This window comes from Arenimonas sp. (assembly GCF_035721105.1).
Lineage (GTDB): Bacteria > Pseudomonadota > Gammaproteobacteria > Xanthomonadales > Xanthomonadaceae > Arenimonas.
In genome coordinates, this window is sequence record NZ_DASTNG010000022.1 from 1 (window position 1) to 26,789 (window position 26,789).

Consider the following 26,789-nt stretch of genomic DNA (forward strand, 5'->3'; position numbering starts at 1 on the left):
CCGCCGGCCGACGAGACGGTGAAGCACATCTTGTCGTAGATATCCATGAACGACAGCGGGCCCGAAGTGTAGGCACCGGCGCCGGACACGTAGGCGCCGCGGGGGCGCAGGGTGGAGAACTCGTAGCCGATGCCGCAGCCGGCCTTCAGGGTCAGGCCCGCTTCGTGGACCTTGCCCAGGATGTCGTCCATCGAGTCGGTGATGATCCCCGACACGGTGCAGTTGATGGTGCTGGTGGCGGGCTTGTGCTCGAGCGCGCCGGCGTTCGAGGTGATCCGGCCGGCCGGGATGGCGCCGCGGCGCAGGGCCCAGAGGAAGCGCTCGTACCAGTACTTCTGCTTCTCGGCCGTGGGCTCGGCGTCGGCCAGGGCCTTGGCCACGCGCTGGTAGGTGTGGTCGATGGTCGCGTCGACCGGATCGCCCTGCTTGGTCTTCAGGCGGTACTTCTTGTCCCAGATATCGTAGGACGCCGGCTGCATCTCGATGCCCTGCGCCAGCTTGTTCTTGACCGCCTCCAGGCGAACCGTGCTCATAAGTCCCTTCTTCCTCCCGGGTCACCCCCTCGGGCGGGGGTGCCTTTGTATTGAATTCTTATCGGATCGTGCCGGCCGGGAATCCGGCGGAACCGACACCCGCCCGCGGGGCCAGGCCCCTGGGAAGCTGTGCTGTCCGATCCGATTCCCGCATGCCGTCTCGCCGTCGCGTCGTGCAAGCCCTAACCCCAAGCCTTGGGGCCGCCCCCGCCGACCACCACAAGATGTAGTGGCAGCGGAAGGCAAAGCTACCCCTCGCTGGCGGGGGTGTCAACTGCCTGAAACCTGTCGAAATCACTGTCGCGTCAAGATGTTCCACGGGTCTTGGAGAGTTGGCCTGAACCGGTCCCGGACCGCGTTCGGCCCGATCCGTCAGGGGCCGGCGACCGTGGAACCAGAACCCGGATCACGCTTTCGGCCGCCCTTGTCCAGCCCCCGTTGGGCTCCCATCTGGTATCACCCCACCGAGACTTTTTCCCTCCGGAGACCCGAATGCGCCTGATGCCCGCCGCCGCCTGCCTCCTGATCGCCGCCGCTGCCGGGGCGGGCGCCAGCCGCTGGCTGGCCGAGCCGGTCGCGACCTCCCCGGCCACGCCCCCGACCCGGGCCGAGGTCGCCCTGGAAGGCGCCGCCGCGCTGGCCCTGCCGCGCACCGCCGAGGCCGCGCTGCCGGCCCACGCGGCCACCAGCCCGATCCCGTCGCTGGCGCCGATGCTCAAGGACGTCACCCCGGCGGTGGTCAACATCTACACCCGCCAGGTGGTCCGGGTGCGCAATCCGCTGGCGGAGTTCTTCGGCATGCCCAGCGGCATGCCGCAGGAGCGCATGCAGCAGTCGCTGGGCTCGGGCGTGATCGTCGACGCCGAGCGCGGCCTGGTGCTCACCAACAACCACGTGATCGAGAACGCCGACGGCGTCTCGGTGACCCTGGCCGACGGCCGCACCCTCGAGGCCGAGCTGGTCGGCGCCGACCCCGACACCGACGTGGCCGTGATCCGCATCCCGGCCGAGGACCTGACCGCCCTGAACCTGGCCGACTCGGCGGCGCTGGAGGTCGGTGACTTCGTGGTCGCGGTCGGCAATCCCTTCGGCCTGGGCCAGACCGTCACCAGCGGCATCGTCTCGGCGGTCGGCCGCAGCGGCCTGCAGGGCCTGGGCTACCAGAACTTCATCCAGACCGACGCCTCGATCAACCCGGGCAACTCCGGCGGCGCCCTGGTCAACCTGCGGGGCGAACTGGTCGGCATCAACACCGCCAGCTTCAACCCGCGCGGCAGCGCGGCCGGCAACATCGGCCTGGGCTTCGCCATCCCCGCCAACCTGGCCCGCGAAGTGATGCGCCAGCTGATGGCCTACGGCGAGGTGCGCCGCGGCTCGCTGGGCCTGGACGGCGAAGACATCACGCCCTTCGTGGCCCGGCAGATGGACCTGGCCGAGACCCAGCGCGGCGCCCTGGTGGCGCGCGTCTACCGTGGCTCGCCGGCCGAGGTCGCCGGCGTGCGCCCGGGCGACGTGATCGTCGCCGCCAACGGCCAGCGGGTCGACAGCGCCCAGGCCCTGCGCAACCTCGAGGGCCTGCTGCCGGTGGACCAGCCGGTGCGGCTGGACCTGCTGCGCGGCGACCGCCAGCTCAACGTGCAGGCCGTGCTCAAGGCCCAGGCCAAGGAGATCGACGGCGGCGAGATCGACCCGCGCCTGGCCGGCGCCACCCTGGTCGAACTGCCCGAGCGCTTCCGCCAGCAGGGCCTGCTGGGCGTGGTCGCCAGCAAGGTCGCGCCGGGCAGCCGCGCCGCCCGCAGCGGCCTGCGCGCCGGCGATCGCATCGGCCAGGTCAACCGCCGCAACGTCGGCGACCTCGCGGCCTTCCGCAGCGAGCTGGGCAGCGAGCCGCGCGAGCTGGTGCTCAGCGTCGCCCGCGGTCGCCGCTTCGGTTACCTGGTGATGGAATGAACCCGGCGCCGGGGCAACGGCGACGGTGTAAGGTGAAGGCCTGATCCACGCGGGAGCGCACGCATGAACCGTCCCAAGTCCGACACCCCGATCGAAGACCCCGGCCATCTCGCGGCGGCCAAGGAAAGCCTGGGCGACGCCCGCGACGCGCTCAAGTCCGGCGTCGCCGACGCCCTGGACGCCGGCGGTGCCGCGGCGCGCGAAGCCAAGGCCGAACTGGACGAGAAGCTGCAGGGCCTGCTCGACCAGGGCAAGGGCATGCTGACCCAGGCCGAGGACCTGATCCGCAGCAAGCCGCTGGCCTCGTTCGGCGTGGCCTTCGCCGCCGGCTACCTGGTCGCGGCCCTGACCCGCCGCAAGTAATCCCCGCCATGGACGACCCGAGCCGGGCCCCCGACGCCGCCGGTCCGCTGGGCGAAGACGCCCGGGCAGTGCTGGACGCCGCGCGCGCCAGCGCCGACGCCTACGTCGGCGGCTTCGACGCGCTGCGCAGGCTGTTCGCCGCCGAAGTCGGCCTGGCCCGCGACGCCCTGGTGGCCGCCCTGGTCTGGCTGCTGGTCGCCACCGTGCTGCTGGGCACCGCCTACCTGCTGCTGACCGCGCTGCTGGTCAGCGGGCTGCGTGCGGCCGGCGCACCCTGGCCGCTGGCCATCGCCATCCCGCTGGTCATCAGCGTCGGCGTCGCCGCGTTCGGCGTGCTGCGCGCGAAAGCCATGCTGCGCCACGCCGATTTCGAAGGCACCCGCCGGCAGCTGAAGCTGGGCTTCGGCCAGGCGCCCGCCGGGGCCGAAGCGCCGGCGGACGCCGCCGCACGCGAGGCCGCGCCGTGAGCCTGGCCGACAAGATCGCCGCGGTCGCCCGCGCCGAGCAGGCCTGCGTCGACCAGCGCGCCGCGGCCGCCGCCTCGCTCGACCACCTCAAGGCGGAGCTGCGCCGCGGCGCGACCCCGGTGCGGATCGTGGTCTCGGGCTTCGCGCTGGGCGTGGCCAGCGGCTTCAGCGCCCCGGCCGTGGGCGCGGCCGGCGCCGCCGGTGGCCGCCTGGTCAGCGGCCCCCTGTACTCGATGCTGCTTGAAACCGTGGTGCCGGGCCTGCTGGCCGGCCTTACCGCCGCCGCCAGCGCCGCCGGCGAAGACCAGGACGATCCCGATGCCGAAGCGACCGAAGACGAAACGCCGGACGACGACGCCGCGGACGACAGCGCCGACGGACGCCGTGCCCGGGACGCCTGAGCGCGCCCGGCCCGACGCCGACGCCCTGGCCGATGCCGCCGTGCACGCCGGTGCCACGGCCGCCGCGCCGGCACCCAGCGGCCACGCGGCGCGGCTGGCGGCGCTGCGGGTCAACGCCCGGCTGCTGTGGGTGCTGGTGCTGGCGGTGCTGCTCTACACCTGCTACTTCGCCTCCAGCCTGATCCTGCCGGTGGTGCTGGCGGCTTTCTTCGCCATGCTGCTCAGCCCGCTGGTCAAGCGTGCGCCGCTGCGCTGGCTGCCGCGCGGGGTGGCGGCGGTGCTGCTGGTGGGTGCGCTGCTGGGCAGCCTGGGCGCGGTCGGCGTGTTCGTGGCCGGGCCGGCCGGCGACTGGGCCAGCAAGGTGCCATTCGCGCTGCGCGAGGCCGCGCCCAAGCTCAAGGCCATGGTGCAGCCGCTGCACGCCGCCCGCCGCGCCAGCGCGAGCTTCGACGAGTTCACCGAGGACGATGCGCAGTCCGGCGAACGGGTGGTGGTGCGGCCGCCCAGCGTCGACCTGCTGTCGGCCACGCCGCGGGTGCTGGGCTCGGCGCTGGCGGTGATCCTGCTCACCTTCACCTTCCTGGTCTACGGCGACGACCTGCTGCGCAAGCTGCTGGAAATGCGCCGCACCCGCGCCCAGAAGCGGCTGACCGCCGGCATCGTCCAGCAGATCCAGAGCGAACTCTCGCGCTACATGCTCACCATCAGCATCACCGCGGTCGCGCTTGGCGGCGCCACCGCGCTGTGGCTGGCCTGGCTGGGGGTCGAGGACCCGCTGCTGTGGGGCGCGCTGGCGGCGGCGCTCAACCTCACGCCCTTCGTCGGGCCGGCGGTGGTGGCGCTGCTGCTGGCCCTGGTGGGGCTGACCGAGTTCGACACCGTGTCGGGGGCGCTGCTGCCGGCGGCGGGCTACCTGGTGCTCAACGGCCTCGAAAGCCAGCTGCTGACGCCGATGGCGCTGGGCCGGACCATGAAGATCAACCCGCTGGCGATCATCCTGTGGCTGATGCTGTGGGGCTGGCTGTGGGGGGTCATCGGCCTGCTGGTGGCGGTGCCGATGCTGGTCTGCCTGAAGATCGTGGCCAGCCGGGTCGACGGCTGGAACCACTGGTCGCGCCTGCTGGAGTGAGTCCCGGCGCGGATTCACCTGCCCGGAACCACCGGCCGCGCTATCCTTCGCCGGTGAACCTGCGCCCGCTCGCCCTCAGCCTGGACCTCGACGACACCCTCTGGCCGATCTGGCCGGCGATCGAGCGCGCCGAACTCGCCCTCGACGCCTTCCTGCGCGAGCACGCGCCGCGCACCGCCGCCAACTTCCCGATCCACCGGATGCGCAAGCTGCGCGAGAAGATCGCCGCCCAGCACCCGCAGTTCGCCCACGACTTCTCGGAGCAGCGAAAGCTGTCGCTGCTGCACGCGCTGGAGGCCTCGGGCGACCCGGGCCACCACCTCGAGCCGGCCTACGAGGCCTTCATCGCCAGCCGCAACCAGGTCGATTTCTACCCGGACGTGCCCGAGGCGCTGGCGCGGCTGTCGTCGCGGCTGCCGATCGCCGCGCTCACCAACGGCAATGCCGACCTGGCGCGGATCGGCATCGACGCGCATTTCCAGGTCTTCGTCAGCGCCCGCGAGCACGGCCACGCCAAGCCCGACGCACCGATCTTCCACGCCACCTGCGCGCGCCTGGGCCGGGCGCCGGCCGAGGTGCTGCACATCGGCGACGACCCGCTGCTGGACGTGGCCGGCGCCCAGCGCGCGGGCCTGCGCAGCTGCTGGATCAACCGCGAGAAGCAGCGCTGGCCGGCGAACCTGCCGCGCCCCGACCTCGAGTTCACCACCCTCGCCGGACTGGCCGATTGGCTGGACCAGCACGTCCACGCCTCCGAACCCCTCGCCGCCACGGAATCCCGATGACCCTGCCGTCCTGCTTCGCCCGCCCCGACACCGCCGCCGCCACGCCGCTGCGCCTGGTCGACCGCGCCGGCTTCGCCGCCTGGCGCGACGCGCAGCCGGCGGCGGTCCAGGCCTGGCTGGACGCGCACGGCGCCGGCGCCGGGTCGGTGGCGCCGCTGGCCGTCCCCGGCGCCGACGGCCGCCGCGACTACGTGCTGGTGGTGCTGGCCGACGCCGCCGATCCGCTGGCCCTGGCGCACCTGCCGAACCTGCTGCCGGCCGGCACCTACCGCCTGTGCCCCGACTCGCCGGCGTCGCTGCCGCCGGGCCAGGCCGCGCTGGGCTGGGGCCTGGGCGCCTACCGCTTCAGCCGCTACCTCAAGCCGGCGCGCGAGCCGGCGCGGCTCGCGCTCGACGACACGCCGGCCGCGAATGCCGACGCGCTGGCGATGCTCGAGGCCAGCACCCTGGTGCGCGACCTGATCAACACCCCGACCGAACACATGGGCCCGGCCGAGATCGAAGCCGCCGCCGGCGCGCTGGCGCAGGCCTTCGGCGCCCGCCTGGACGTGGTCGCCGGCGACGACCTGCTGGCCAGGAACTTCCCGGCCATCCACGCCGTCGGCCGCGCCAGCCACCGTGCGCCGCGCCTGGTCGAGCTCAACTGGGGCGACGACGCCCACCCCCGCCTGGCCATCGTCGGCAAGGGCGTGTGCTTCGACACCGGCGGCCTGGACATCAAGGGCGCCGACGGCATGCGCAACATGAAGAAGGACATGGGCGGCGCCGCGCACGCGCTGGGCCTGGCCCGGCTGGTGATGGCGATGAAGCTGCCGGTGCGCCTGCAGCTGCTGGTGCCGGCGGTCGAGAACGCGATCGGCCCGAACGCATTCCGGCCCGGCGAAGTGCTGGCCACCCGCCTGGGCCTGAGCGTCGAGGTCGACAACACCGACGCCGAGGGCCGGCTGGTGCTGTGCGACGCGCTGGCCTACGCCGCGGAATCGAAGCCGGCGCTGCTGATGGACTTCGCCACCCTCACCGGCGCCGCCCGCATCGCGCTCGGCCCGGACCTGCCGGCGCTGTTCGCCAACGACGATGCCCTGGCCCACGACTACCTGGCCGCCGGCCAGCAGGCACGCGACCCGCTGTGGCGCATGCCGTTGTGGCGCCCCTACCTGAGCTACCTGAAGTCGGGCATCGCCGACCTGGCCAACTCCGGCGCCTCGCGCATGGCCGGCTGCATCACCGCCGCGGTCTACCTCGAGCGCTTCGTGCCCGAAGGCCAGCCCTGGACCCACGTCGACGTCTACTCCTGGAACGACAGCGAGCGCCCCGGCAAGCCCGCCGGCGGCGAGGCGCAGGGGCTGCGGGCGGCGTGGGGCCTGCTGAAGCAGCGCTTCGGCGGCTGAGCCCGGGCTGACATTCGTCAGGCCGACCGCGTGATCGACGGCACTGCCGGCAAAAGGTGCATTCCGGCACCTTGGCCTCACGGGGCGACTGCGTAAACTGGCCCCCTCCCAGGATCCCCCGTGACGCGATGACCTCCCCCGACCTGCTCAACCAGCTTCGTATCGATCGCAGCGCCGCGCCGCCGCCGCGCAAGGGCCCGCGCAAGGCCGGCGCGGTGATCGCCGTCGCGGCCGCCCTGCTCGGCAGCGTCGTCGCCTTCGGCCTGCTGCGCGAGAAACCGATCGCCGTGGCCGTCGCCGCGGCGCAGGCCGAGACCGGGGCCGCCGCCGGCGCCAGCTCGGTGCTCGATGCCTCCGGTTACGTCACCGCGCGCCGCATCGCCACCGTCTCGTCCAAGATCTCGGGCAAAGTGCTGGCGGTCTACATCGAGGAAGGCCAGAAGGTCGCCGAGGGCGAGGTGCTGGCGCGGCTGGAGCCCACCGACGCCGACGCCCAGCGCGCCCTGTCGGCGGCCCAGCTGGCCGCGGCGCGCAGCGACGTCGGCCGGGCCGAGGCCCAGCTCAAGCTGGCCGAGCAGACCCTCGTGCGCAGCCGCGACCTGGCCGCGCGCCGGCTGGTCGCCGATGCCGCGCTGGACCAGGCCCAGGCCGAGCGCGATGCCCTCGCCGCCCAGCTGCAGAGCGCGCGCGACAACGTCCGCGTCGCCACCCAGGCGCTGGCGCTGGCCGACATCGGCGTCGACAACACCGTGGTGCGCGCGCCCTTCGCCGGCGTGGTCACCGTCAAGGCGGCCCAGCCGGGCGAGATCATCTCGCCGATCTCCGGCAGCGGCGGCTTCACCCGCACCGGCATCGGCACGGTGGTGGACATGGAGTCGCTGGAGATCCAGGTCGACGTCAACGAGGCCTTCATCGGCCGCGTCAAGCCGAAGCAGAAGGTCGAGGCCGTGCTCAACGCCTATCCGGACTGGCGCATCCCCGCCGAAGTCATCGCCATCGTGCCCACCGCCGACCGCAGCAAGGCCACGGTGAAGGTGCGCATCGCCCTGCTCGAGCGCGACGACCGCGTGGTGCCCGACATGGGCGTGCGGGTGTCCTTCCTGGAGGATCGCGCGGCCGCCGATGCCGACGCGCCCGCCGTGGTCGGCGTCAGCGTGCCGGCCGAGGCCGTGGTCCAGCGCGACGGCCGCAGCGTCGCCTTCGTGGTGAAGGACGGCCGCGCCGGGATGCGCAACGTCGAGGCCGGCGAGGTCCGCGACGGTCGCCGCCGCATCACGCGCGGGCTGGCGGTGGGTGAGCAGGTGGTGCTGGCGCCGGCGGCGGAAGTGGTGGACGGGGCGAAGGTGGCGGTGGGTTCCTGAGCGGATGGCTTCGGGGCTGACGCCCCTCCTACATATTCGAGAGGTTGGTCATGAGTGATTCGCTGGTTCAGATTCGGCAGCTCACCAAGCATTACGTCCGCGGCAAGCAGTCGGTGGAAGTGCTGCACGGCATCGACCTGGACATCCCGCGCGGCGACTTCGTCGCGCTGATGGGGCCGTCGGGCTCGGGCAAGACCACCCTGCTCAACCTGATCGGCGGCCTGGACACGCCCAGCCAGGGCAGCGTCGCGGTCGACGGCAAGCGCATCGACCAGTACAGCGGCGGCGACCTGGCGCGCTGGCGCGCCGAGCACGTCGGCTTCGTGTTCCAGTTCTACAACCTGCTGCCGGTGCTCAGCGCGCAGAAGAACGTCGAGCTGCCGCTGCTTCTGTCGAAGATGGGCAGCGCCGAACGGGCCAAGCGCGCCACCGTCGCCCTGACCCTGGTCGGCCTGGCCGACCGTGCCGGCCACAAGCCCAGCGAACTGTCCGGCGGCCAGGAACAGCGCGTCGCCATCGCCCGGGCACTGGTCACCGACCCCACCTTGCTGGTCTGCGACGAGCCCACGGGCGACCTGGACCGCAAGACCGCCGACGAGATCCTGGGCCTGCTGCAGGTGCTCAACCGCGAGCACGGCAAGACCATCATCATGGTGACGCACGACCCGAAGGCCGCCGAGTACGCCAGCCGCACGGTGCACCTGGACAAGGGCCAGCTGGTCGACGCCGCGCCGGCGCACTGAGGCCGCCGCCATGACCAAGACCGGCTTCATCCTCGCCAACCTCTTCCACAAGAAGACCCGCACCTGGCTCACCCTGCTGTCGGTGGTGATGGCCTTCGTGCTGTTCGGGCTGCTGCAGTCGCTGAACCTGGTCTTCAGCGCCAGCCCCGACTTCATCGGCGCCACCCGGCTGGTGACGCAGTCGCGGGTCTCGTTCACCCAGTCACTGCCGATGCGCATGGTGCCCGAGATGGACGCCATCCCCGGCGTGCAGCGGGTGATGTACCAGCAGTGGTTCGGCGCGGTCTTCCGCGAGAACCCGCAGATCTTCGCCTTCGCGGTCGATCCCGAGCGCCTGCACGACGTCTATCCGGAGTGGGTGATGCCGGAGGAGCACTGGAACGCCTTCCGCGACACCCGCACCGGCATGATCGCCGGCCGCCTGCTGGCCGAGCAGTACGGCTGGAAGGTCGGCGACAAGATCCCGCTGCAGTCGAACATCTTCCCGCAGAAGAACGGGAGCAAGGACTGGACCTTCGACCTCGTCGGCATCTATGACGGCAAGGACGCCCAGTGGCAGCAGCAGACGGCGGGCGGCATGTACATCAACCACGCCTACTTCGCCGAGGCCACGCAGTTCGGCGGCGGCAACGCCGGCATCTTCGTGCTCCGGCTCGAGGACCCGGACATGGCCGAGTCGGTGGCGATGACGGTGGACCAGCGCTACGAGAACTCCGCCGACGAGACCAAGACCCAGACCGAGAAGGACTTCCAGGTCGGCTTCCTCAAGCAGCTCGGCGACATCGGCCTGATCGTCCGCTGGATCCTGTTCGCGGTGTTCTTCACCCTGCTGCTGGTGGTGGGAAACACCATGGCGCAGAGCGTGCGCGAGCGGGTGCCGCAGTTCGCGGTGCTCAAGACCCTGGGCTTCAGCGACAACAGCGTGCTGGGCTTCGTGCTGGCCGAAACGGTGGCGATGTGCACCCTCGGCGGCCTGGTGGGCCTGTCGCTGGCGACGCTGCTGGGCGCCGTCATCTCCAAGCTGGCCGGGCCGATGATGCCGGTGGCCGTCGATGGCCGCGTCTGGCTCAGCGGCGTCGTCGCCATCGTCGTGCTCAGCCTGGTGGTGGGCCTGCTGCCCGCATTGCGCGCGCGCCGCCTGAAGATCGTCGATGCCCTGGCCGGGCGCTGAGGAGAAACCCATGTTCCGACAGATCTTCGCCATCACCGGCCTGAACCTGCGCTCGATCCCGCAGCGCTGGGGCCCGTCGCTGGTCATCATCATCGGCCTGGCCGGCGTGGTGGCGGTGTTCACCGCCCTGCTGGCGATGGCCCAGGGCTTCCAGGCCACGCTGCAGGACGCCGGCCGCACCGACAACGCCATCGTCCTGCGCGGCGGCTCCGGCGCCGAGCTCAACTCGGGCTTCGGCGGCGACAGCGCCGACGTCATCAAGCTCGGCCCCGGCATCCGCAAGGGCAGCGACGGCAAGCCGCTGGCCGCGGGCGAGCTGATCGTGATCACCGAGCTGATGAAGAAGGGCGAGACCATCAACGGCGCCAACGTCACCCTGCGCGGCGTCGAACCGGCCTCGTTCGAGCTACGGCCGCAGCTGAGGATCATCGAGGGCCGGCGCTTCGAGCCGGGCCTGCGCGAGATCATCGTCGGCGCCGGCGTGGCGAGGCTGTTCGACGGCGCCGGCGTCGGCCAGACCCTGCGCATGCGCGGTTCGGACTGGACCGTGGTCGGCATCTTCGAGGCCGGCGACGCCAACGACAGCGAGATGTGGGCCGATGCCGGCACCGCGCAGTCGAGCTTCAACCGCGGCAACGGCTTCAGCGCGGTGCGCGTGGGCCTGGAGTCGCCCGAGTCGCTGGAAACGCTGAAGGCCGCGCTGGCCGCCGACCCGCGGCTGACCGTGGAGGTGCTGCAGGAGCAGGCCTACTACAGCGCGCAGACCGGGCAGTTCCGCGCCACCATTTCCGTGCTGGCCGGCGTGGTCACCTTCATCATGGCGCTGGGCGCCATCTTCGCGGCGCTCAACACCATGTACGCGGCGGTGGCCACCCGCACCCGCGAGATCGCCACGCTGCGCGCGATCGGCTTCGGCGCGATGCCGGTGCTGGTCTCGGTGATGGTCGAAGCGGTGGTGCTGGCCTTCGTCGGCGGCGTTGCCGGCGCCTTCATCGCCTGGGCGATGTTCGACAACCTGTCGGTGTCCACGCTCGGGGCCAGCTTCACCCAGATCGTGTTTGCCTTCCAGGTGTCGCTGCCGCTGGTGCTCTCGGGCCTGGCCATCGCGATGGTGATCGGCTTCATCGGTGGCCTGTTGCCGGCGGTGCGGGCGGCGCGGATGCAGGTGACCACGGCGCTGCGCACGCAGTAAGCCTTGCCGGCCCGACGACGACGTGGCGAGAATGCCGCGTCGTCCCCCGGAGCCGCACGCCTTGCCCGTCCTGCAGAGAGTCGCGCTGATGATCCTGATGCTGGCCGCCCTGACGGTGGCCTGGCAGGGCGCGCAGCAGCTGCAGCATGCGCTGGCGTTCGCGCCCGGGACGATGCCCTGGCGGCCCACGCTCAAGCTCGCCGGCGGGCTGCTGGTCGTGGCCTGGGGCTGGCAGCGGCTGCGCCGGCTCGGCCGGGAGCGGGATGCCGCGCTGAAGGCACATGCCCGCAAGCCCGGGCGCCGGTTCCAGGCCAGCAGCAATCCGATGCTGCAGGCGATGGTGCTGGTCGTGATGCTCGGCTTCAGCCTGCTGCTGCTGTTCGAGCCCGACCTCGACCTCCGCTACCAGCGCGCCGGCGGAGTGCTGATGCTGTTGCTCACGATCTACTGCGGGTGGGTGGTGATCGGCAGCGAGCCGGACGACACCCCGATGCTGGGCATGGACGCGGGCGGGCTGGACCACGCCTGGTTCGGCCGCGTGCCCTGGCACGAGGTGCATGGCATCGCGCTGTTGCACGAGGAAGTCGTCATCCATCGCCATACCCAGCGGGTGCCGCTGATGGTGCTGGGCGTGGCCCGGCCGGACCGCTACGTACAGCGGGGGTCCGTGGCCGTCCGCCTGGCGCAGGAGCAGCCCTTCGCCACCGGCGCCGCCTTCGGCGAGCTCCGCATCCCGCTGGCCCCGCTGGACGAACGCCCGGCGCGCGTGGTGCGGATCGCCAGCAGCCTTCGCCAGAAGGTCGAGCCGCCGGTGCTGCCCGGCTGGCGCGCCGGCATGACCGAGATCGAAGTGCGCCGCCTGGCCCGGGCCTCCGCGGCGGCCGGCCCGCCCTGAGCGGGCGGCCGGTGCCATTCCGGCACTGCACCGTTGCAGCCACGCTACCCCGGGGAAGCGGATAATCGCCGCTCGCCGCGGGCACCCCGCGCCCTCCTTCCCGGACCCGCCGTGACCCCAGCCGCCGCTCCCGCCATCGATCGCAAGGGCCTCGCCGCCGCCATCGCGTCCTACGTGCTGTGGGGCGTGTTCCCGCTGTACTGGTACCTGCTCAAGCACGTGCCGGCGCTGCAGATCATCGCCCACCGCATCGTCTGGTGCGCCCTGTTCGTGGTCGGCTTCCTGGTGGTCCGCGAGGGCTGGGGCTGGCTGCGCGCCGCGCTGTCGCGGCCGAAGGTGGGCTGGATGCTGCTGGGCAGCAGCCTGCTGATCAGCTTCAACTGGGGCATCTACATCTGGGCCGTCACCAACGGCCGGGTGATCGAGGCCAGCCTGGGCTACTTCATCAACCCGCTGGTGAACGTGCTGATCGGCGTGCTGGTGCTCGGCGAGCGGCTCAACCGCGCGCAGTGGACCGCGGTGGCGATCGCGACGGTGGGCGTGCTGTGGCTCGCCTTCCTGCACGGCGATCCGCCCTGGATCGCGCTGGCGCTGGCTTTCAGCTTCGCGTTCTACGGCCTGATCCGGAAACTGGCGAACGTGGACGCGGTGCCGGGCCTGGCGATCGAAAGCCTGTTCCTGCTGCTGCCGGCGCTGGCCTGGCTGGCCTGGGCCGGCGTGCAGGGCGTGGGCGCCTTCGGCGACGGCAACCTGTTCAGCGACGCGCTGCTGGTGATCGGCGGCGCGCTGACCGCGCTGCCGCTGATCGGCTTCGCCTACGGTGCGCGTCGCATTCCCTACTCGCTGGTCGGCATCCTGCAGTACATCGCGCCGACCCTGCAGCTGCTCAGCGGCGTGCTGCTGCTGGGCGAAAGCTTCAGCGGCACCCAGGCCATCGGCTTCGCCTGCATCTGGGTGGCGCTGGGCATCTACGCCGCCGACGGCTGGCGCCGCGCGCGCCGACAGCCGCTGCACGCCGCCCGCGAGCACGCCGCCGAACAGGTGCCGACCTGCGACGGCGCGATGCCGCCGGCCGAGGACGTGCCGCCGCGCGGCTAGCCGCGGCCTTCACGCGCCGGGCCACAGGCTCGGCCGATGTCGAACCCCCTGCTCCGCCGCACCGCCTGGCTCACGCTTGCGCTGGCGATCGCCGCAGCGCCCGCGGCCGGCCGTGACCTGGCCGAGCGCATCGCCCGGCCCGAACGCGGCGACACGCCCTTCGGCGGCGCGAAGTACCTGGCCTTCCTGGACCAGGTCGGCAGCCCGCTGGAAACGCTGGCGCGGAGCGGTGAACCCACCCTCGCCTTCGCGGTGATCGAACCGCGCGACTACCGCCTCGATTACCGCTACCGGCGCAGCCCCGACGAGTTGGGCATGCGCTTCGCCTTCCGCGCCGACGCGCCCCGGCGGGCGCCGCCCGTGCGCGGCACCGTGCTGATGCTGCACGGCCTGACCATGGATGCCAGCACCCAAGGCTTGTGGGGCCTGGCGCTGGCGGAAGACGGCTATCGCACCGTGCTGCTGGACCTGCGCAACCACGGCTTCTCCGGCGACGGCCCGGCCGGCTTCGGCACGCGCGAGGCCGCCGACGTCAACGCGCTGCTGGCGCACCTGCGCGCACAGCATCGCCTGGCCGAGCCGGTCATCCTGTTTGGCACCTCCTACGGCGCCGTCACCGCGCTGCACGCCGCGGCGGCGGATCCGGCAGGCATCGCCGGGGTGGTGGCGATGGAGCCCTTCGCCAACGCCGGCGACTCGGTGCGCGGCTACGTGCAGCGCCTGAAGGCGGGCGACGGCGGCTGGTCGGCGCGCGCCGTGGGCTGGTGGCTGCGCCGCACGCTGCCGCCGGCCGAACTCGACGCCGCCATCGCCCGTGCCGGCGCCAGCCTGGGCCTGGACCTGGATGCGCTGGACACCGCGACGCCGCTGGCCGCGACCCAGGCCTGCGTGCTGCTGCTGCACGGCGCCCGCGACCGGCTGGTGCCGGTGGCCTCGGCGCGCGCCCTGGCGCGCACCGGCCACGACCGCCTGCACTACGCCGAACTGCCCGACGAGAACCACTACTCGCTGCCCGCGCGCATCGACTGGCTGCGCGCACCGCTGCGCGACTGGCTGGCCCGCGTGGCGCGCAAGGATGCCGCCGACTGCCCGCCGCTGGCGCTGCCGCCCGACCCCCTGGACTGAGCCTCGCCTTGCCGCGCCCGGGCCCGCATGCGCTAATCGCAGGGCATGGCTGACACCCCCACTTTCTCCGCGCTCTATCGCGACCGCGTGCTCGACCACGGCCGCGCGCCGCGCCACGCCGGCACGCTGGACGAGGCCAGCCACCGCGCGTCGGTGCACAACGCGCTGTGCGGCGACCGGCTCACGCTGCGGCTTCGGCTGGACGCCGACGGCCGCATCGCCGCGCTCCGGCACCAGAGCGAAGGCTGCCTGCTCTGCCTGGCCTCGGTGTCGCTGATGGCCTGCGACGTGCCCGGCCGCGACGCCGCCGGCGTGGCGGCCCGCCTTCAGGCATTGCGCGCCGCCCTGGCCGAAGGCCAGGACGAAACCAGCGACCACGTGGTCGCCCTGGGCGACCTGGCCGCACTGGCCGGCGTGGCCGCGCATCCGGCCCGCCATCGCTGCGTGCTGCTGCCCTGGGAGTGCCTGCAGCAGGCCCTGGCCGGCGGCGACGACGGAGCCCCGGCATGAATCCGCCCGGCGGACTGCGCGGCGTGCTCGAAGCCGCCCGCGCGCTGCGCGCCGCGGGGCAGGCGTTCGCGCTGGCGCTGGTGACCGACACCGAGGGCTCGACCTACCGCAAGGCCGGCGCGCTCGCCGTGGTCGCCAGCGACGGCGGCCGCACCGGCACGATTTCCGGTGGCTGCCTTGAACCGGCGCTGGTGCAGCTTTGCCAGCAGGTGATCGCCGACGGCCGCGCCGCCTGCACCGTGTTCGACACCCGCGGCGACGACGACCTGCTGTTCGGCTCCGGCTCGGGCTGCCGCGGGCGCATGCGCGTGCTGGCCTGGCCGCTGCCCGGCGCCGGCGACGGCCTGCTGGACGCCGTGCTGGCGGCGGATGAAGCCGGCCGCAGGCTGGCCGTCGCCGTGGCCGTGGACGCCGAGCCGCCCGGCTGGCGTGTGGTCTATGCCGACGCCCCGGCCACGACCGGCGAAGTGAGCGTGCGCATCGCGCCGGTGCCGCGGGTGCTGGTGTTGGGCGCCGGCCCCGAGGCGGCGCCGCTGCTGGCGCTGGGCCACGCCCTTGGCTGGCACCTGCAGGTCGCCGATCATCGCGAGGGCCTGCTGGCCGATCCGCGGCTGCCGGCCAGCGTGCCCCGCCTGTCGCTGCGACCCGCCGCCGCGCTCGCCGCCCTGCCCCGGCCCGCCGATGCGGTGCTGGTGATGACGCACCTGGCCAGCGCCGACCTCGAGGCCCTGCGCGCGCTGGCCGACACCGCCGCGCCCTACGTCGGCCTGCTCGGCCCGCCGGGACGCCGCGACGAACTGCTGGCCGAACTCGACATCGCCGCGCGCCAGCGCCTGCAGCCGCGGCTGCGCGCGCCGGTCGGCCTGTTCCTGGGCGGCGAAGGCCCCGAAGCCATCGCGCTGGCCATCGCCGCCGACCTGCAGCGGCACTTCCACGCGCCGCCGTGAGCCGGCCGCGCCACGCCCTGCTGCTGCTCGCCGCCGGCGGCTCGCGTCGCCTGGGCGAACCCAAGCAACTGCTTCGCCTGGCGGGCGAATCGCTGGTGCGCCGCGCGGCGCGCCTCGGGCTGGCCACGGCGCCGGCCGAGGCCGTCGTCGTTTGCGGCGCCCACGCCGACGCGGTGTGGCGCGAACTGGCCGACCTGCCGGTCCGCCGGATCGACTGCGACACCTGGGCCGCGGGACTGGGCGATTCGCTGGCGACCGGGCTGCGTGCGCTGTCGGGCGACATCGACGGCGCGCTGGTGCTGCTGTGCGACCAGCCCGCGCTCGATGCCGCGCACCTGCAGGCCCTGCGCGACGCCTGGCAAGGCGATCCGGCGCGCGCCGCCGCCAGCGCCTATGCCGGCGTGCTCGGCGTGCCGGCGCTGCTGCCGCGGGCCTGGTTCGCGCGCCTGGCGGCGGGCGGCCACGACCAGGGCGCCCGCGACCTGCTGCGGGCCCGGGCCGCCGACGTGCAGGCCATCGACGCCCCCGCGCTGGCGCAGGACCTCGACACCCCGGAACAGGCCCGCGCCGTCACCGGCACTTCACTTGGTGCGAACCAGGGCGAGGAGTAGGCTCACCGGAGCCCAGCCGCCGCGAGGTCCACCATGAAGCTCACCGTCAACGGCGTCGAACACGACGTCGACGCCACGCCCGACACCCCCCTGCTCTGGGTCCTGCGCGACCTGATCGGGCTCACCGGCACCAAGTACGGCTGCGGCATGGCCCAGTGCGGCGCCTGCACCGTGCACCTCGATGGCCAGCCGATGCGCTCGTGCGTGCTGCCGGTGTCGGCGGTCGCGGGCCGGCCGGTCACCACCATCGAAGGCCTGTCCCCGGACGGCAGCCACCCGGTGCAGCGCGCCTGGGCCGAGCTGGACGTGGTGCAGTGCGGCTACTGCCAGTCGGGCCAGATCATGGCCGCGGCGGCGCTGCTGAAGGTGGTGAACAACCCCAGCGACGCCGAGATCGACGACGCCATGACCGGCATCGTCTGCCGCTGCGGCACCTACCCGCGCATCCGCGCCGCCATCCATCGCGCCGCCGAGCTCGGCGACGCCTGATCCCCCGGCGCCGCCCGCCGGGCGCGCCCGTTCGACGGAGAGTCCCGTGAACAACGACACCTTGTCCCGCCGCAACTTCCTCAAGGCCAGCGCCCTCGTCGGCGGCGGCCTCGTCGTCGCCTTCGTGGTGCCCGGCGGACGCCGGCTGGCCTTCGCACAGGCGCCCGGCGCGACCGAACTGGCGCCCAACGCTTTCCTGCGCATCGGCACCGACGATCGCGTCACCGTGCTGCTGGCGCATTCGGAAATGGGCCAGGGCATCTGGACCACGCTGCCGATGCTGATCAACGAGGAACTCGACGCCGACTGGTCGAAGGTCTCGGTCCAGCACGCGCCGGCCGCGCCCGCCTACGCCCACACCGCCTTCGGCGCGCAGATGACCGGCGGCTCCACAACCACCTGGTCGGAGTTCGACCGCTACCGCCAGGCCGGCGCCACGGCGCGCACGCTGCTGGTGCAGGCCGCGGCCGCGCGCTTCGGCGTGGCGGTGGCCGACTGCCGCACCGAGAACGGCCGCGTCATCGCCGGCAGCCGCAGCGCCAGCTACGGCGAGCTGGCCGAAGCCGCCAGCGCGCTGCCGCCGCCGGGCGAGGTCGCGCTCAAGGCGCCCGCCGACTGGAAGCGCATCGGCAAGGACACCCGCCGCCTCGACACGCCGGAGAAGATCACCGGCAAGGCCGTGTTCGGCATGGACGTGCAGTTCGAAGGCCTCAAGACCGCGGTCGTGGCGCGCGCGCCGGTGTTCGGCGCCAGCGTGAAATCATTCAACGCCGACGCGGCGCTGGCCGTGGCCGGGGTGCGCAAGGTGGTGCAGGTGCCGTCCGGCGTGGCCGTGGTGGCCGATCACTTCTGGGCCGCCAAGCAGGGCCGCGATGCGCTGCAGGTCGACTGGGACCTCGGCCCGAACGCCGGGCTCGACAGCGACGCGCTTCGCAAGCAGTTCGGCGAACTGGCCGGCACGCCGGGCGCGGTCGCGGCCCAGGCCGGCGACGCCGCGGAAGCGCTGGCCGCCGCCGACAAGGTGGTCGAAGCCGAGTACTTCGTGCCCTATCTCGCGCATGCCGCGATGGAGCCGCTGAACTGCACCGTGCGCATCGACGCCAACGGCTGCGAAATCTGGACCGGCACGCAGTTCCAGACCGGCGACCAGGGCGCGGCGGCGGGCATCCTCGGGATCAAGACCGAGCAGGTGAAGATCAACACCACCTTCCTGGGCGGCGCCTTCGGCCGGCGCGCGGTGCCGACCAGCGACTTCGTTTCCGAGGCCGTGCACGTCGCGAAGGCGGCGGGGATGCCGGTCAAGACCGTCTGGACCCGCGAGGACGACACCCGCGGCGGCTACTACCGCCCGATGTTCCTCGAGCGCGCGAAGGTGGCGCTGGGCGCGGACGGGCTGCCCAAGGCCTGGCACCACGTGCTGGTGGGCCAGTCGATCATGGCCGGCACGCCGTTCGAAGGCATGATCAAGGACGGCGTCGACAGCTCCTCGGTCGAGGGCGTGTCCGACTCGCCCTACGTCAAGGCCACGCCCGCGCACCGCGTCGAACTGCACTCGCCCAAGACGGGCATTCCCGTGCTGTGGTGGCGCTCGGTCGGCCACAGCCAGAACGCCTTCGCGATGGAAAGCCTGGTCGACGAACTGGCCGCCGCCGCCGGCGAAGACCCGCTGGCCTACCGCCGCCGCCTGCTCAAGGACCACCCGCGCCACCTCGGCGTGCTCAACCTCGCGGCCGAGAAGGCCGGCTGGGGATCGAAGCTGCCCGAGGGCCGCGCCCGCGGCCTCGCCGTGCATGAATCCTTCGGCAGCTTCGTGGCCCAGGTCGCCGAGGTCTCGGTCGAGCGCGGCGCGGTGCGCGTGCATCGCGTCGTCTGCGCGGTCGACTGCGGCGTGGCGGTGAACCCGCTGATGATCGCGGCGCAGATGGAATCGGGCATCGTCTTCGGCCTGAGCGCGGCGCTGTACGGCCGCATCCGCCTCAAGGACGGCCGCGTGCAGGAGTCGAACTTCCACGACTACCGCCCGCTGCGGATGGATGCGGTGCCGGTGGTGGAAACCCACCTCGTCGCCAGCACCGAACGCCCCGGCGGCGTCGGCGAACCCGGCACCCCGCCGATCGCCCCGGCGGTCGCCAACGCCGTCTTCGCCCTCACCGGCCAGCGCCTCCGCGAACTGCCGCTCCGGGTGGGGAGCTGATTTTTTAGCCACGGATGAACACGGATAAACACGGATAGGGCAAAAGCGAATCGGTGTTGCTCAATCCACCCTTTGCCTTACCTGCTTTTATCTGTGTTCATCCGTGTTCATCCGTGGCAAAGAGCCGCTCTCAGGCACGCGCCTTGGCGCGGGTGATGATGACGACGCCCGCGAGGATCACGGCCATGGCGCCGATGGCGTCGGCGCCGACGCGTTCGCCCAGCAGCAGGGCGCCCAGCAGCACCGCGATCGGCGGGTTCACGTAGGCGTAGCTGGTGGCCAGGGCCGGCCGCACGTGGTGGAGCAGCCAGACGTAGGCGCTGAAGCCGACGATGGAGCCGAAGGCCGCGAGGTAGCCGACCGCCAGCGTGGCCTTGAGCGGCGGCACCTCGGTGAGGCGCTCGCCCATCAGCAGGCCCACCGCCCCCATCGCCACGCCGCCGCAGAGCATCTGCGCGGCCGTGCTCATGAACGGCGCCGGCAGGTCGCGGCCGCGGCTCCACACAGAACCAAACGCCCAGGCGATCGGCGCCAGCAGCAGCGCCACCATGCCGACCAGGCTGGCCTGCATCTCGCCGTCGAAATTGAGCCACACCACACCGGCGAATCCGATGACCAGGCCGAGCCATTCGCCGCGACTGGGATGCTGGCCGCGCAGCACGCCGAACAGCCCGGCCCACAGCGGCATCGACGCCACCGCCACCGCCGCCAGTCCGGACGACACCGTCTGCTCGGCCACGTTCACCAGGCCGTTGCCCATCAGCATCATGAACAGGCCCATGATCGCGGCGTTGCGCCACTGCGCACGCGTCGGCGGCGCATGGCCGCGCCAGCGCAGGAAGGCGTAGAAGACCAGGCTCGCGGCGATGAAGCGCACGCTGCCCATCAGGAACGGCGGATAGCCTTCCAGGCCGACGCGGATGGCGAGGTAGGTCGATCCCCAGACCAGGTAGACCGACGTAAGCGCGAGCGCGACCGCCAGGGCGGTCGGGGGTGCGGGGGCGTCTTGTTTCATGCGCGTTGCTTTGCCGGGGTGCGGCGCGTGGATTCGGCCTCGAGCAGGGCCTGCTTGCGGGGCAATCCCCAGCGGTAACCGCCGAGGCTGCCGTCGCCCCGGATGACGCGATGGCAGGGCACCAGCACGGCGACCCGGTTCGAGGCGCAGGCGCGGGCCACGGCGCGCGCCGCGGTGGGCGCGTCCAGGCTGGTGGCGAGCTCGGCATAGCTGCGCGTTTCACCCGGGGGAATCTTCATCAGCGCCTGCCACACGCGCTGCTGGAAGGCAGTGCCGATCAGCTCCACCGGCACCGTGCCGCGGCGCTGCGCGAGCGCATCGGCGACGGCCTGCAGGCGCGGTGCCAGGAACTCGTCGCGGCCGCTGTCGACGCGCTGCAGGGTCGCGCGCGGGAACTCGGCGCGCAGGTCGCGCTCGAGCGCCGCGGCATCGTCGCCCAGCGCCACGGCGCAGATGCCGCGCGCGGTGGCCCCGACCAGGGCCTGGCCCAGCGCGGTGTGCACCAGCGACCAGCGGATATCCAAGCCTTCGCCGCCCTTCCGGTACGCCTGCGGCGGCATGCCCAGGCGCGCGGCGCCGTCTTCGTACACGCGGCTCGGCGAGCCATAGCCGGCGTCATAGAGCGCATGCGTCACCGCCTGCCCCTGGCGCAGGCCGCGCTTGAGCGTGGCCAGGCGACGCTGGGCCAGGTACTCGGCCGGGCTGAGGCCGAACTGTTCGCGGAACCGGCGCTGCAGATGGCCGGGGCTGAGGCCGACGGCGGCGCCGAGCGCGTCCAAGCCCAGCGCCTGGGTGTCCAGGAGCTGGCGGGCGCGTTCGAGGCGGGCGTCGGCGTGGGGAATGGCGCGGGTTTCCATGCGCTCAGGCTAGCCGGCGCCCGGGGGGCCGGCTATCCGGATCTTGCGGAACGGATCATTCGGCCCAGACCGTGGCCCGGCGGGTCACCGGCAGCACCTGGGCGGTCAGGCCGCGGTCGGCCGACAGCAGGTCGAGCGCGTCGGCCAGGATCGCCGCCGACTCGCGCAGCAGCGGATCGGGACGGGTCTTGGCCAGCGCTTCCTCGGCCGCCTGCTGGGTGACGCTGCGCTCGCTGGCGCTCAGGCCATCGTCGGCACGGGCCAGCACGTCCTGGTCCAGGCCCAGGGCCTTGCGCTCGGCGGCGCGCGCCTGGCGCTCGGCCTCGAGGCGGTCGCGCTCGGCGCGGCGCTCGGCCTCGTTGAGCGAGATCGACGTGCGGTCGCGGTCGGCGCGGAACTTGGCCACGTCCTCCGACCACCAGGTGAACTCGGGGTCGGTGGCGATGCGGGCGAGGTGCTGCGCCTCCAGCTGCGGCACCAGGGCCGCGAAATTGCCGACGTTGGCGTGCGGCGCCTGCGGGATCCGGGTGGCGGGCAGCGCGTTGTCATAGCTCGACTCACCGAATTCGGTGGCGTCGAGGGTGACCGGGAACTGCAGGTCGGGCATCACGCCGGCGTGCTGGGTGGTGCCGCCGTCGACGCGGAAGAACTGCGCCACCGTCAGCTTCACCTGGCCGAACTTGGCGTCGTCCTTGCGCGGGAACCGGTCGAAGTCCATCAGGCTCTGCACGGTGCCCTTGCCGAAGGTCTGCTCGCCGATGATCAGGCCGCGGCCGTAGTCCTGGATCGCGGCCGCGAAGATCTCGGAGGCCGAGGCCGAACTGCGGTTCACCAGCACCGCCAGCGGGCCGTCCCAGGCCACGCCGCCCTGGTCGTCCGCGGAAACCGAGATGCGGCCGCCGGTCTCCTTCACCTGCACCACCGGGCCGGTGTCGATGAACAGGCCGGTGAGCTCCACCGCCTCCACCAGCGAACCGCCGCCGTTGTCGCGCAGGTCGATCACGACGCCGTCGACGCCTTCGGTGCGCAGTTCGCGCAGCAGGCGGGCGACGTCGGCGGTGGCCGAGCGGGCGTCCGCTTCGCCGCGGCGCTTGGCTTCGAAATCAAGGTAGAAGGTGGGCAGCTCGACCACGCCGATGCGGCGGTCGCCGACCTCGATGACGCGCTTCTGCGCGGCCTGCTCCTCGAGCTTGACCTTGTCGCGCACGATGCTGACCAGCTTGGGCTTGGCGTCGAGGCCGGCCTCGGCCGGCAGCACGTCCAGGCGCACCTGGGTGCCCTTCTTGCCGCGGATCAGCGCGACCACGTCGTCGATGCGCCAGCCCACCACGTCCTGCATCGGGCCCGCGGCGCCCTGGCCGACGGCCAGCACGCGGTCGCCGACCTTGAGCTCGCCGCCGTTGCCGGCCGGGCCGCCCGGCACGATGGTGCGGATGACCACGTATTCTTCCTGCCGCTGCAGCACCGCGCCGATGCCCTCGAGCGAGAGCCGCATCTGCATGTTGAAGTTCTCGGCGCTGCGCGGCGACATGTAGCTGGTGTGCGGATCGATCGACGTCGCGTAGGCGTTCATGAACTGCTCGAACACGTCGTCGCTGCGCAGTTCGTTCACGCGCTCGGCCAGGCCGGCGTAGCGCTTGTCGAGGGTCTTGCGGATCTCGTCCTGGCTGCGGCCTGCCAGGCGCAGGCGCAGCGCGTCGTTCTTGACGTACTTGCGCCAGGCGTCGTCGAGCTCGGCCCGGCTGCCGGCCCAGGCCGCGTCCTCGCGGTCGTATTCCCAGGACTCGTCCTTGGTGAAGTCGAAGGGCTGGGCGAGCAGCTGGCGCGCGTACGCGACCCGCTCGTCCACGCGCTTCACGTAGGTGGCAAAGATGTCGTAGGCGGCGCCGAGCTGCTGGCTGCGGATGGCGTCGTCGTGGCGATCGCGGTAGGCCTCGAAACGGGTGATGTCGGCCTGGGTGAAGAACAGCTTCTGGCTGTCGAGCGATTCGAGGTAGCGGCGGTGGATCTCGCGCGACATCGCGTCGTCCAGCGGCTTGGAGCGATACACGTAGCGGCTGTCGGACAGGAGGCCATAGACCATGCGGGCCGCCGCGGCCTGTTCGGCGCTGGGCTGGAAGCCGGCGGCGGCGGGCGTGGCCGGGGTCGCGCCACCGGGCGTCGTGGCGGCGGCCACGGCGAGCGCCAGCGGCAGGGCGACGGAGAGGGCGATCAGCTTGGGCTTGAGCATGGCGTGGGTCCGGTGCGTCAGGGGGTCAGCATGCGCTCCGCCCGGAGGCGGAACCTGTGCCGATAGTGCTATCGGCGGGCGTTGGCTCGATGGTACCCCCGCCGGCGATCAGGCGGTCCCGTCGACGAACCCGGCTTCAGCCGCCATTCGGTCGGCGTGGTAGGACGAGCGCACCATCGGGCCGGAGGCCACGTGCGTGAAGCCCATGGCCAGGCCTTCGACCTCCAGCGCCTTGAATTGTTCCGGCTCCCAGTAGCGGAGCACCGGATGGTGGTGCGGCGTGGGCTGCAGGTACTGCCCGATCGTGACCATGTCGACGTCATGGGCGCGTAAATCGCGCAGCGCGCCGAGCACCTGTTCGTAGTCTTCACCCAGGCCCAACATGATGCCGGACTTGGTGGGCACGTCCGGATGCTGGGCCTTGAAGCGCTTGAGCAGCTGCAGCGACCAGTCGTAGTCGGCGCCCGGACGCACGTTGGCATAGAGCTCGCGCACGGTCTCGAGGTTGTGGTTGAAGACGTCGGGCGGGTTCGTGGCCAGGATCTCCAGCGCGCGCTCCATGCGGCCCTTGCCGCGGAAGTCGGGCGTGAGGATCTCGATCCTGAGGTCCGGCGACAGCGCGCGCGCCTCGCGGATGCAGTCGACGAAATGCTGGGCACCGCCGTCGCGCAGGTCGTCGCGGTCGACCGAGGTGATCACCACGTAGCGCAGGCCCATGTCGGCGACGGTGCGGGCCAGGTTGGCCGGCTCGCTGGCGTCGGGCGGCTTGGGCCGGCCGTGGGCGACGTCGCAGAAGCTGCAGCGGCGCGTGCAGACCTCGCCCAGGATCATGAAGGTGGCGGTGCCGTGGCTGAAGCACTCGTGGATGTTGGGGCAGCTGGCCTCTTCGCAGACCGTGACCAGGCGGTTCTCGCGCAGCTTGGACTTGAGCTTGGCGACCGCGTTGCCGGCCGGGATGCGCACCCGGATCCAGCTGGGCTTGCGCAGCACGGGCGCGTTCTCGTCGAACTTGACCGGGCTGCGGCCGATCTTGTCGCCGCCGAGCTGCTTGGCGCCCTCGACCAGGGGCGAACCCAGCACCTGCAGCGGGATGGTCTTGGCGGCGGGGTCGGACATGGCGGGGACGGCTCAGGCGGAGGGGGAAAGGTCGGGCAGGTCGGCGCTGGACCGGGGCACCAGGCCCAGGGTCCGCGACAGGGCCTGGACGAGTCCGGGGGCCAGCGCGGCGGGGTCGCCGGGGCCGCCCAAGTCTAGCACCGAGGTCACTTCCAGCCCCTCGTAGCCGCAGGGATTGATGCGCCGGAACGGCTCGAGGTCCATGGCCACGTTGAAGGCCAGGCCGTGGAAGCTGCAGCCGCGGCGCACCCGCAGGCCCAGCGCCATCACCTTCGCGCCGTCGACATAGATGCCGGGGGCGCCGTCCTTGCGGGCGGCGGCGATGCCGTACCCGGCCAGCACGTCGATCACGGCCTGCTCGATCCGGCAGACCAGCTCGCGCACGCCGATGCCCAGGCGGCGCAGGTCCACCAGCGGGTAGGCCACCAGCTGGCCGGGGCCGTGGTAGGTGACCTGGCCGCCGCGGTCCACCTGCAGCACCGGGATGTCACCGGGGGCCAGCACGTGCTCGGGCTTGCCGGCCTGGCCGAGGGTGAACACGGGGTCGTGTTCGACCAGCCAGAGTTCGTCGGGCGTGTCGGGGCCGCGGGCGTCGGTGAAGCGCTGCATGGCGCGCCAGACCGGCTCGTAGGGCTGGCGGCCGAGCGTGCGGATGGTCCATTCGCGCGTGACCGGCACGGCCTCGCCCGCGACCGCGCAGGCGGCGGTCACAGCGTCCACTTCACCGCCGGGTGCTCGCGCAGGGCGCCGTGGGCGGCGTCGTAGTCCTCGCGCGAGTGGGCCTCGAACACCAGGGTCACCGACACGTAGGCGCCCTTGGACGAGGGCTTCACGCGCAGGCGGTCGCGGTAGATCGTCAGGCCCAGCGCTTCGAGCACCATCGGCACGACCAGGTGCAGGTCGGCCTCGGCCGACCCCATGGCGCTGATCTCGAAGATGCCCGGGAACTGGAAGCCGTGCTCGGGGTTGTCGGACTGGATGCTCATGCCCTTCATTATGGGGGCGGGGACCGGCCGCCCCAAGCCTGCCCCGCGGCCCGGGCTAGGCGGTGCCCAGGTCGATCCGGACGCGGTTGCGGCCGTCGGTCTTGGCCTGGTACATGGCCCGGTCGGCGGCGCGGTAGAGGTCGGTGCCCTCGGCCTCGCTGGCCGGCGCCAGGCTGGCCACGCCGATGCTCACGGTGATCAGCAGCGGGCCTTCGCGCAGCTGCAGCGGCGCCTGCTCCAGGCTGGCGCGCATGCGTTCGGCCACGTCGGCGGCCGCGCGGGCGTCCAGGCCGGGCAGGAGCACGCCGAACTCCTCGCCGCCCAGGCGCGCCAGGTGCACGCCCGGTGCGTGGAAGACCTCGCGCATGCGATCGGCGAACCGGGCCAGGCAGACGTCGCCGGCATCGTGGCCCAGCTCGTCGTTGACGACCTTGAAGTGGTCCAGGTCCATCACCAGCATCGACAGCGGCTGCTGGCGCTGGCGCGACTCGCCCAGCAGGTGCTCCAGCGCGCCGCTGAAGTAGCGGCGGTTGGCCAGCCCGGTCAGCGGATCGACGCGGCTCAGCGTCTCGAACTGGTCGCGCTGGGTGCGCACGCTTTCATAAAGGTCGAGCTGGGCCTGGTAGTCGCGGTAGCTGCGCACCATCACCAGGCCCAGGTAGATGGTGTACACGCCCAGGGTCACCACCACCGACAGGCTTTCGCCCGTATGCGGCAGCAGCAGCGGGGCCGGGACGTAGATCAGGGCGATGCCCAGCGCCGCACGCCCCAGGCGCAGGCTGTAGTTGTGCGCGAAGGCGGTGGCGAAGGCGATGGTGCACAGCAGGGCCGCGGTGCGGCCGGGCGCCAGGTGCGGGTCCAGCATGGCCCAGGACAGCACGCCACCCCACACCGCCGCGGTCGCCAGCACCAGCCACCAGCGGCTGTCGAGCCAGGCCTGGAGCCGTTCGACCGGCGCGTCCTGCGGCGGCGGGCCCGGCAGGAACCGGAGCACGGCGAGCAGCGCGAGCGCCAGGCCCACGCCGCCGGCGGCCAGGGCGTGGTCCTGCCAGACATCGCCGGAGGCGGTCACGACGCCCCAGCCCGCCACGTAGAACAGGCCGCCGGTGACCAGGCGCTGCCGCGTGTCGGCAACCTCGCGCGCGAGGCGCGAGGCCATGGCCAGCTTGTCCTGCTCGTCCATCCGGCGCGCCCCCTGCACTGCCCGGCGGGCCGCGCGCGATCAGCGCGCGG

General features: G+C 72.6%; 26 protein-coding genes and 1 pseudogene. 19 read left to right on the plus strand and 8 right to left on the minus strand.

What is annotated here, in order from left to right:
• Nucleotides 1–533 (minus strand): ribonucleotide reductase N-terminal alpha domain-containing protein (locus VFQ84_RS03025; protein ID WP_325129094.1); only part of this gene is annotated, 533 nt, incomplete at its 3' end.
• Between the two features lie 492 nt (nt 534–1,025).
• Between VFQ84_RS03025 and VFQ84_RS03030 the strand changes: the two genes are divergently transcribed.
• From VFQ84_RS03030 to VFQ84_RS03120, 19 genes and pseudogenes are all read left to right on the plus strand, one after another.
• Nucleotides 1,026–2,483: a Do family serine endopeptidase gene (locus VFQ84_RS03030; protein ID WP_325129096.1), complete on the plus strand. Its 1,458-nt coding sequence runs from the start codon at nt 1,026–1,028 to the stop codon at nt 2,481–2,483.
• A 63-nt stretch (nt 2,484–2,546) separates the two neighbouring features.
• Entirely contained in the window at nt 2,547–2,846 is a 300-nt protein-coding gene (locus tag VFQ84_RS03035) for a hypothetical protein (protein WP_325129098.1), read from the plus strand.
• Between the two features lie 8 nt (nt 2,847–2,854).
• The gene (locus VFQ84_RS03040) at nt 2,855–3,313 is read left to right on the plus strand and encodes a hypothetical protein (protein ID WP_325129100.1); all 459 of its coding nucleotides are present in this window, start codon (nt 2,855–2,857) and stop codon (nt 3,311–3,313) included.
• Nucleotides 3,310–3,714 carry a hypothetical protein gene (locus VFQ84_RS03045; protein ID WP_325129102.1) on the plus strand — a complete coding sequence of 135 codons (405 nt, stop codon included), beginning with the start codon at nt 3,310–3,312 and terminating at the stop codon, nt 3,712–3,714. Before VFQ84_RS03040 ends, VFQ84_RS03045 begins: the two co-directional genes overlap by 4 nt.
• The gene (locus tag VFQ84_RS03050; RefSeq protein ID WP_325129104.1) at nt 3,698–4,843 is read left to right on the plus strand and encodes an AI-2E family transporter; all 1,146 of its coding nucleotides are present in this window, start codon (nt 3,698–3,700) and stop codon (nt 4,841–4,843) included. Before VFQ84_RS03045 ends, VFQ84_RS03050 begins: the two co-directional genes overlap by 17 nt.
• A 53-nt stretch (nt 4,844–4,896) precedes the next feature.
• Nucleotides 4,897–5,628 (plus strand): HAD family hydrolase, encoded by a 732-nt coding sequence (locus tag VFQ84_RS03055; RefSeq protein WP_325129106.1) that lies wholly within the window; start codon nt 4,897–4,899, stop codon nt 5,626–5,628.
• Nucleotides 5,625–7,016, plus strand: coding sequence for a M17 family metallopeptidase (locus VFQ84_RS03060; protein WP_325129108.1), 1,392 nt, complete (start codon nt 5,625–5,627; stop codon nt 7,014–7,016). Before VFQ84_RS03055 ends, VFQ84_RS03060 begins: the two co-directional genes overlap by 4 nt.
• A 128-nt stretch (nt 7,017–7,144) precedes the next feature.
• Nucleotides 7,145–8,377, plus strand: a complete 1,233-nt coding sequence (locus VFQ84_RS03065) for an efflux RND transporter periplasmic adaptor subunit (RefSeq protein ID WP_325129110.1) — start codon at nt 7,145–7,147, stop codon at nt 8,375–8,377.
• Nucleotides 8,378–8,427: 50 nt separating this feature from the next.
• Nucleotides 8,428–9,120 carry an ABC transporter ATP-binding protein gene (locus tag VFQ84_RS03070; RefSeq protein WP_325129113.1) on the plus strand — a complete coding sequence of 231 codons (693 nt, stop codon included), beginning with the start codon at nt 8,428–8,430 and terminating at the stop codon, nt 9,118–9,120.
• Nucleotides 9,121–9,130: 10 nt separating this feature from the next.
• Nucleotides 9,131–10,291, plus strand: coding sequence for an ABC transporter permease (locus tag VFQ84_RS03075; protein WP_325129115.1), 1,161 nt, complete (start codon nt 9,131–9,133; stop codon nt 10,289–10,291).
• Nucleotides 10,292–10,301: 10 nt separating this feature from the next.
• A complete protein-coding gene (locus VFQ84_RS03080) occupies nt 10,302–11,483 on the plus strand; it encodes an ABC transporter permease (RefSeq protein WP_325129117.1) in 1,182 nt (393 codons plus the stop codon).
• A gap of 31 nt (nt 11,484–11,514) precedes the next feature.
• On the plus strand, nt 11,515–12,378 hold the full coding sequence (locus tag VFQ84_RS03085) for a hypothetical protein (protein ID WP_325129118.1): 864 nt from the start codon (nt 11,515–11,517) through the stop codon (nt 12,376–12,378).
• 111 nt (nt 12,379–12,489) lie between these two features.
• A pseudogene (rarD, locus tag VFQ84_RS03090) lies at nt 12,490–13,380 on the plus strand (EamA family transporter RarD); the annotation flags it as partial.
• Between the two features lie 132 nt (nt 13,381–13,512).
• A complete protein-coding gene (locus VFQ84_RS03095; protein ID WP_325129120.1) occupies nt 13,513–14,601 on the plus strand; it encodes an alpha/beta fold hydrolase in 1,089 nt (362 codons plus the stop codon).
• 45 nt (nt 14,602–14,646) lie between these two features.
• Nucleotides 14,647–15,111: a Fe-S cluster assembly sulfur transfer protein SufU gene (gene sufU, locus VFQ84_RS03100; protein WP_325129122.1), complete on the plus strand. Its 465-nt coding sequence runs from the start codon at nt 14,647–14,649 to the stop codon at nt 15,109–15,111.
• Nucleotides 15,108–16,058, plus strand: coding sequence for an XdhC family protein (locus VFQ84_RS03105; RefSeq protein ID WP_325129123.1), 951 nt, complete (start codon nt 15,108–15,110; stop codon nt 16,056–16,058). Before sufU ends, VFQ84_RS03105 begins: the two co-directional genes overlap by 4 nt.
• Nucleotides 16,055–16,669, plus strand: coding sequence for a nucleotidyltransferase family protein (locus VFQ84_RS03110; RefSeq protein ID WP_325129125.1), 615 nt, complete (start codon nt 16,055–16,057; stop codon nt 16,667–16,669). The genes VFQ84_RS03105 and VFQ84_RS03110 overlap by 4 nt, the downstream gene beginning before the upstream one ends.
• A gap of 33 nt (nt 16,670–16,702) precedes the next feature.
• Nucleotides 16,703–17,158, plus strand: coding sequence for a (2Fe-2S)-binding protein (locus VFQ84_RS03115; protein ID WP_325129127.1), 456 nt, complete (start codon nt 16,703–16,705; stop codon nt 17,156–17,158).
• 46 nt (nt 17,159–17,204) lie between these two features.
• On the plus strand, nt 17,205–19,352 hold the full coding sequence (locus tag VFQ84_RS03120) for a xanthine dehydrogenase family protein molybdopterin-binding subunit (protein ID WP_325129128.1): 2,148 nt from the start codon (nt 17,205–17,207) through the stop codon (nt 19,350–19,352).
• Between the two features lie 130 nt (nt 19,353–19,482).
• Here VFQ84_RS03120 and yedA read toward each other — a convergent pair whose 3' ends face one another.
• The 7 genes from yedA to VFQ84_RS03155 all read right to left on the minus strand — a co-directional run bounded on the left by yedA (nt 19,483) and on the right by VFQ84_RS03155 (nt 26,739).
• Entirely contained in the window at nt 19,483–20,367 is an 885-nt protein-coding gene (yedA, locus tag VFQ84_RS03125; protein ID WP_325129130.1) for a drug/metabolite exporter YedA, read from the minus strand.
• Nucleotides 20,364–21,224, minus strand: a complete 861-nt coding sequence (locus VFQ84_RS03130; RefSeq protein WP_325129132.1) for a methylated-DNA--[protein]-cysteine S-methyltransferase — start codon at nt 21,222–21,224, stop codon at nt 20,364–20,366. The genes yedA and VFQ84_RS03130 overlap by 4 nt, the downstream gene beginning before the upstream one ends.
• Before the next feature lie 55 nt (nt 21,225–21,279).
• A complete protein-coding gene (locus VFQ84_RS03135) occupies nt 21,280–23,454 on the minus strand; it encodes a carboxy terminal-processing peptidase (protein WP_325129134.1) in 2,175 nt (724 codons plus the stop codon).
• A gap of 108 nt (nt 23,455–23,562) precedes the next feature.
• Nucleotides 23,563–24,570, minus strand: a complete 1,008-nt coding sequence (lipA, locus tag VFQ84_RS03140) for a lipoyl synthase (protein ID WP_325129136.1) — start codon at nt 24,568–24,570, stop codon at nt 23,563–23,565.
• Between the two features lie 12 nt (nt 24,571–24,582).
• Nucleotides 24,583–25,281, minus strand: coding sequence for a lipoyl(octanoyl) transferase LipB (lipB, locus tag VFQ84_RS03145; RefSeq protein ID WP_325129165.1), 699 nt, complete (start codon nt 25,279–25,281; stop codon nt 24,583–24,585).
• The gene (locus VFQ84_RS03150; RefSeq protein WP_325129137.1) at nt 25,278–25,556 is read right to left on the minus strand and encodes a DUF493 family protein; all 279 of its coding nucleotides are present in this window, start codon (nt 25,554–25,556) and stop codon (nt 25,278–25,280) included. The genes lipB and VFQ84_RS03150 overlap by 4 nt, the downstream gene beginning before the upstream one ends.
• A gap of 55 nt (nt 25,557–25,611) precedes the next feature.
• The gene (locus tag VFQ84_RS03155) at nt 25,612–26,739 is read right to left on the minus strand and encodes a GGDEF domain-containing protein (RefSeq protein WP_325129139.1); all 1,128 of its coding nucleotides are present in this window, start codon (nt 26,737–26,739) and stop codon (nt 25,612–25,614) included.
• Nucleotides 26,740–26,789 lie beyond the last annotated feature (50 nt).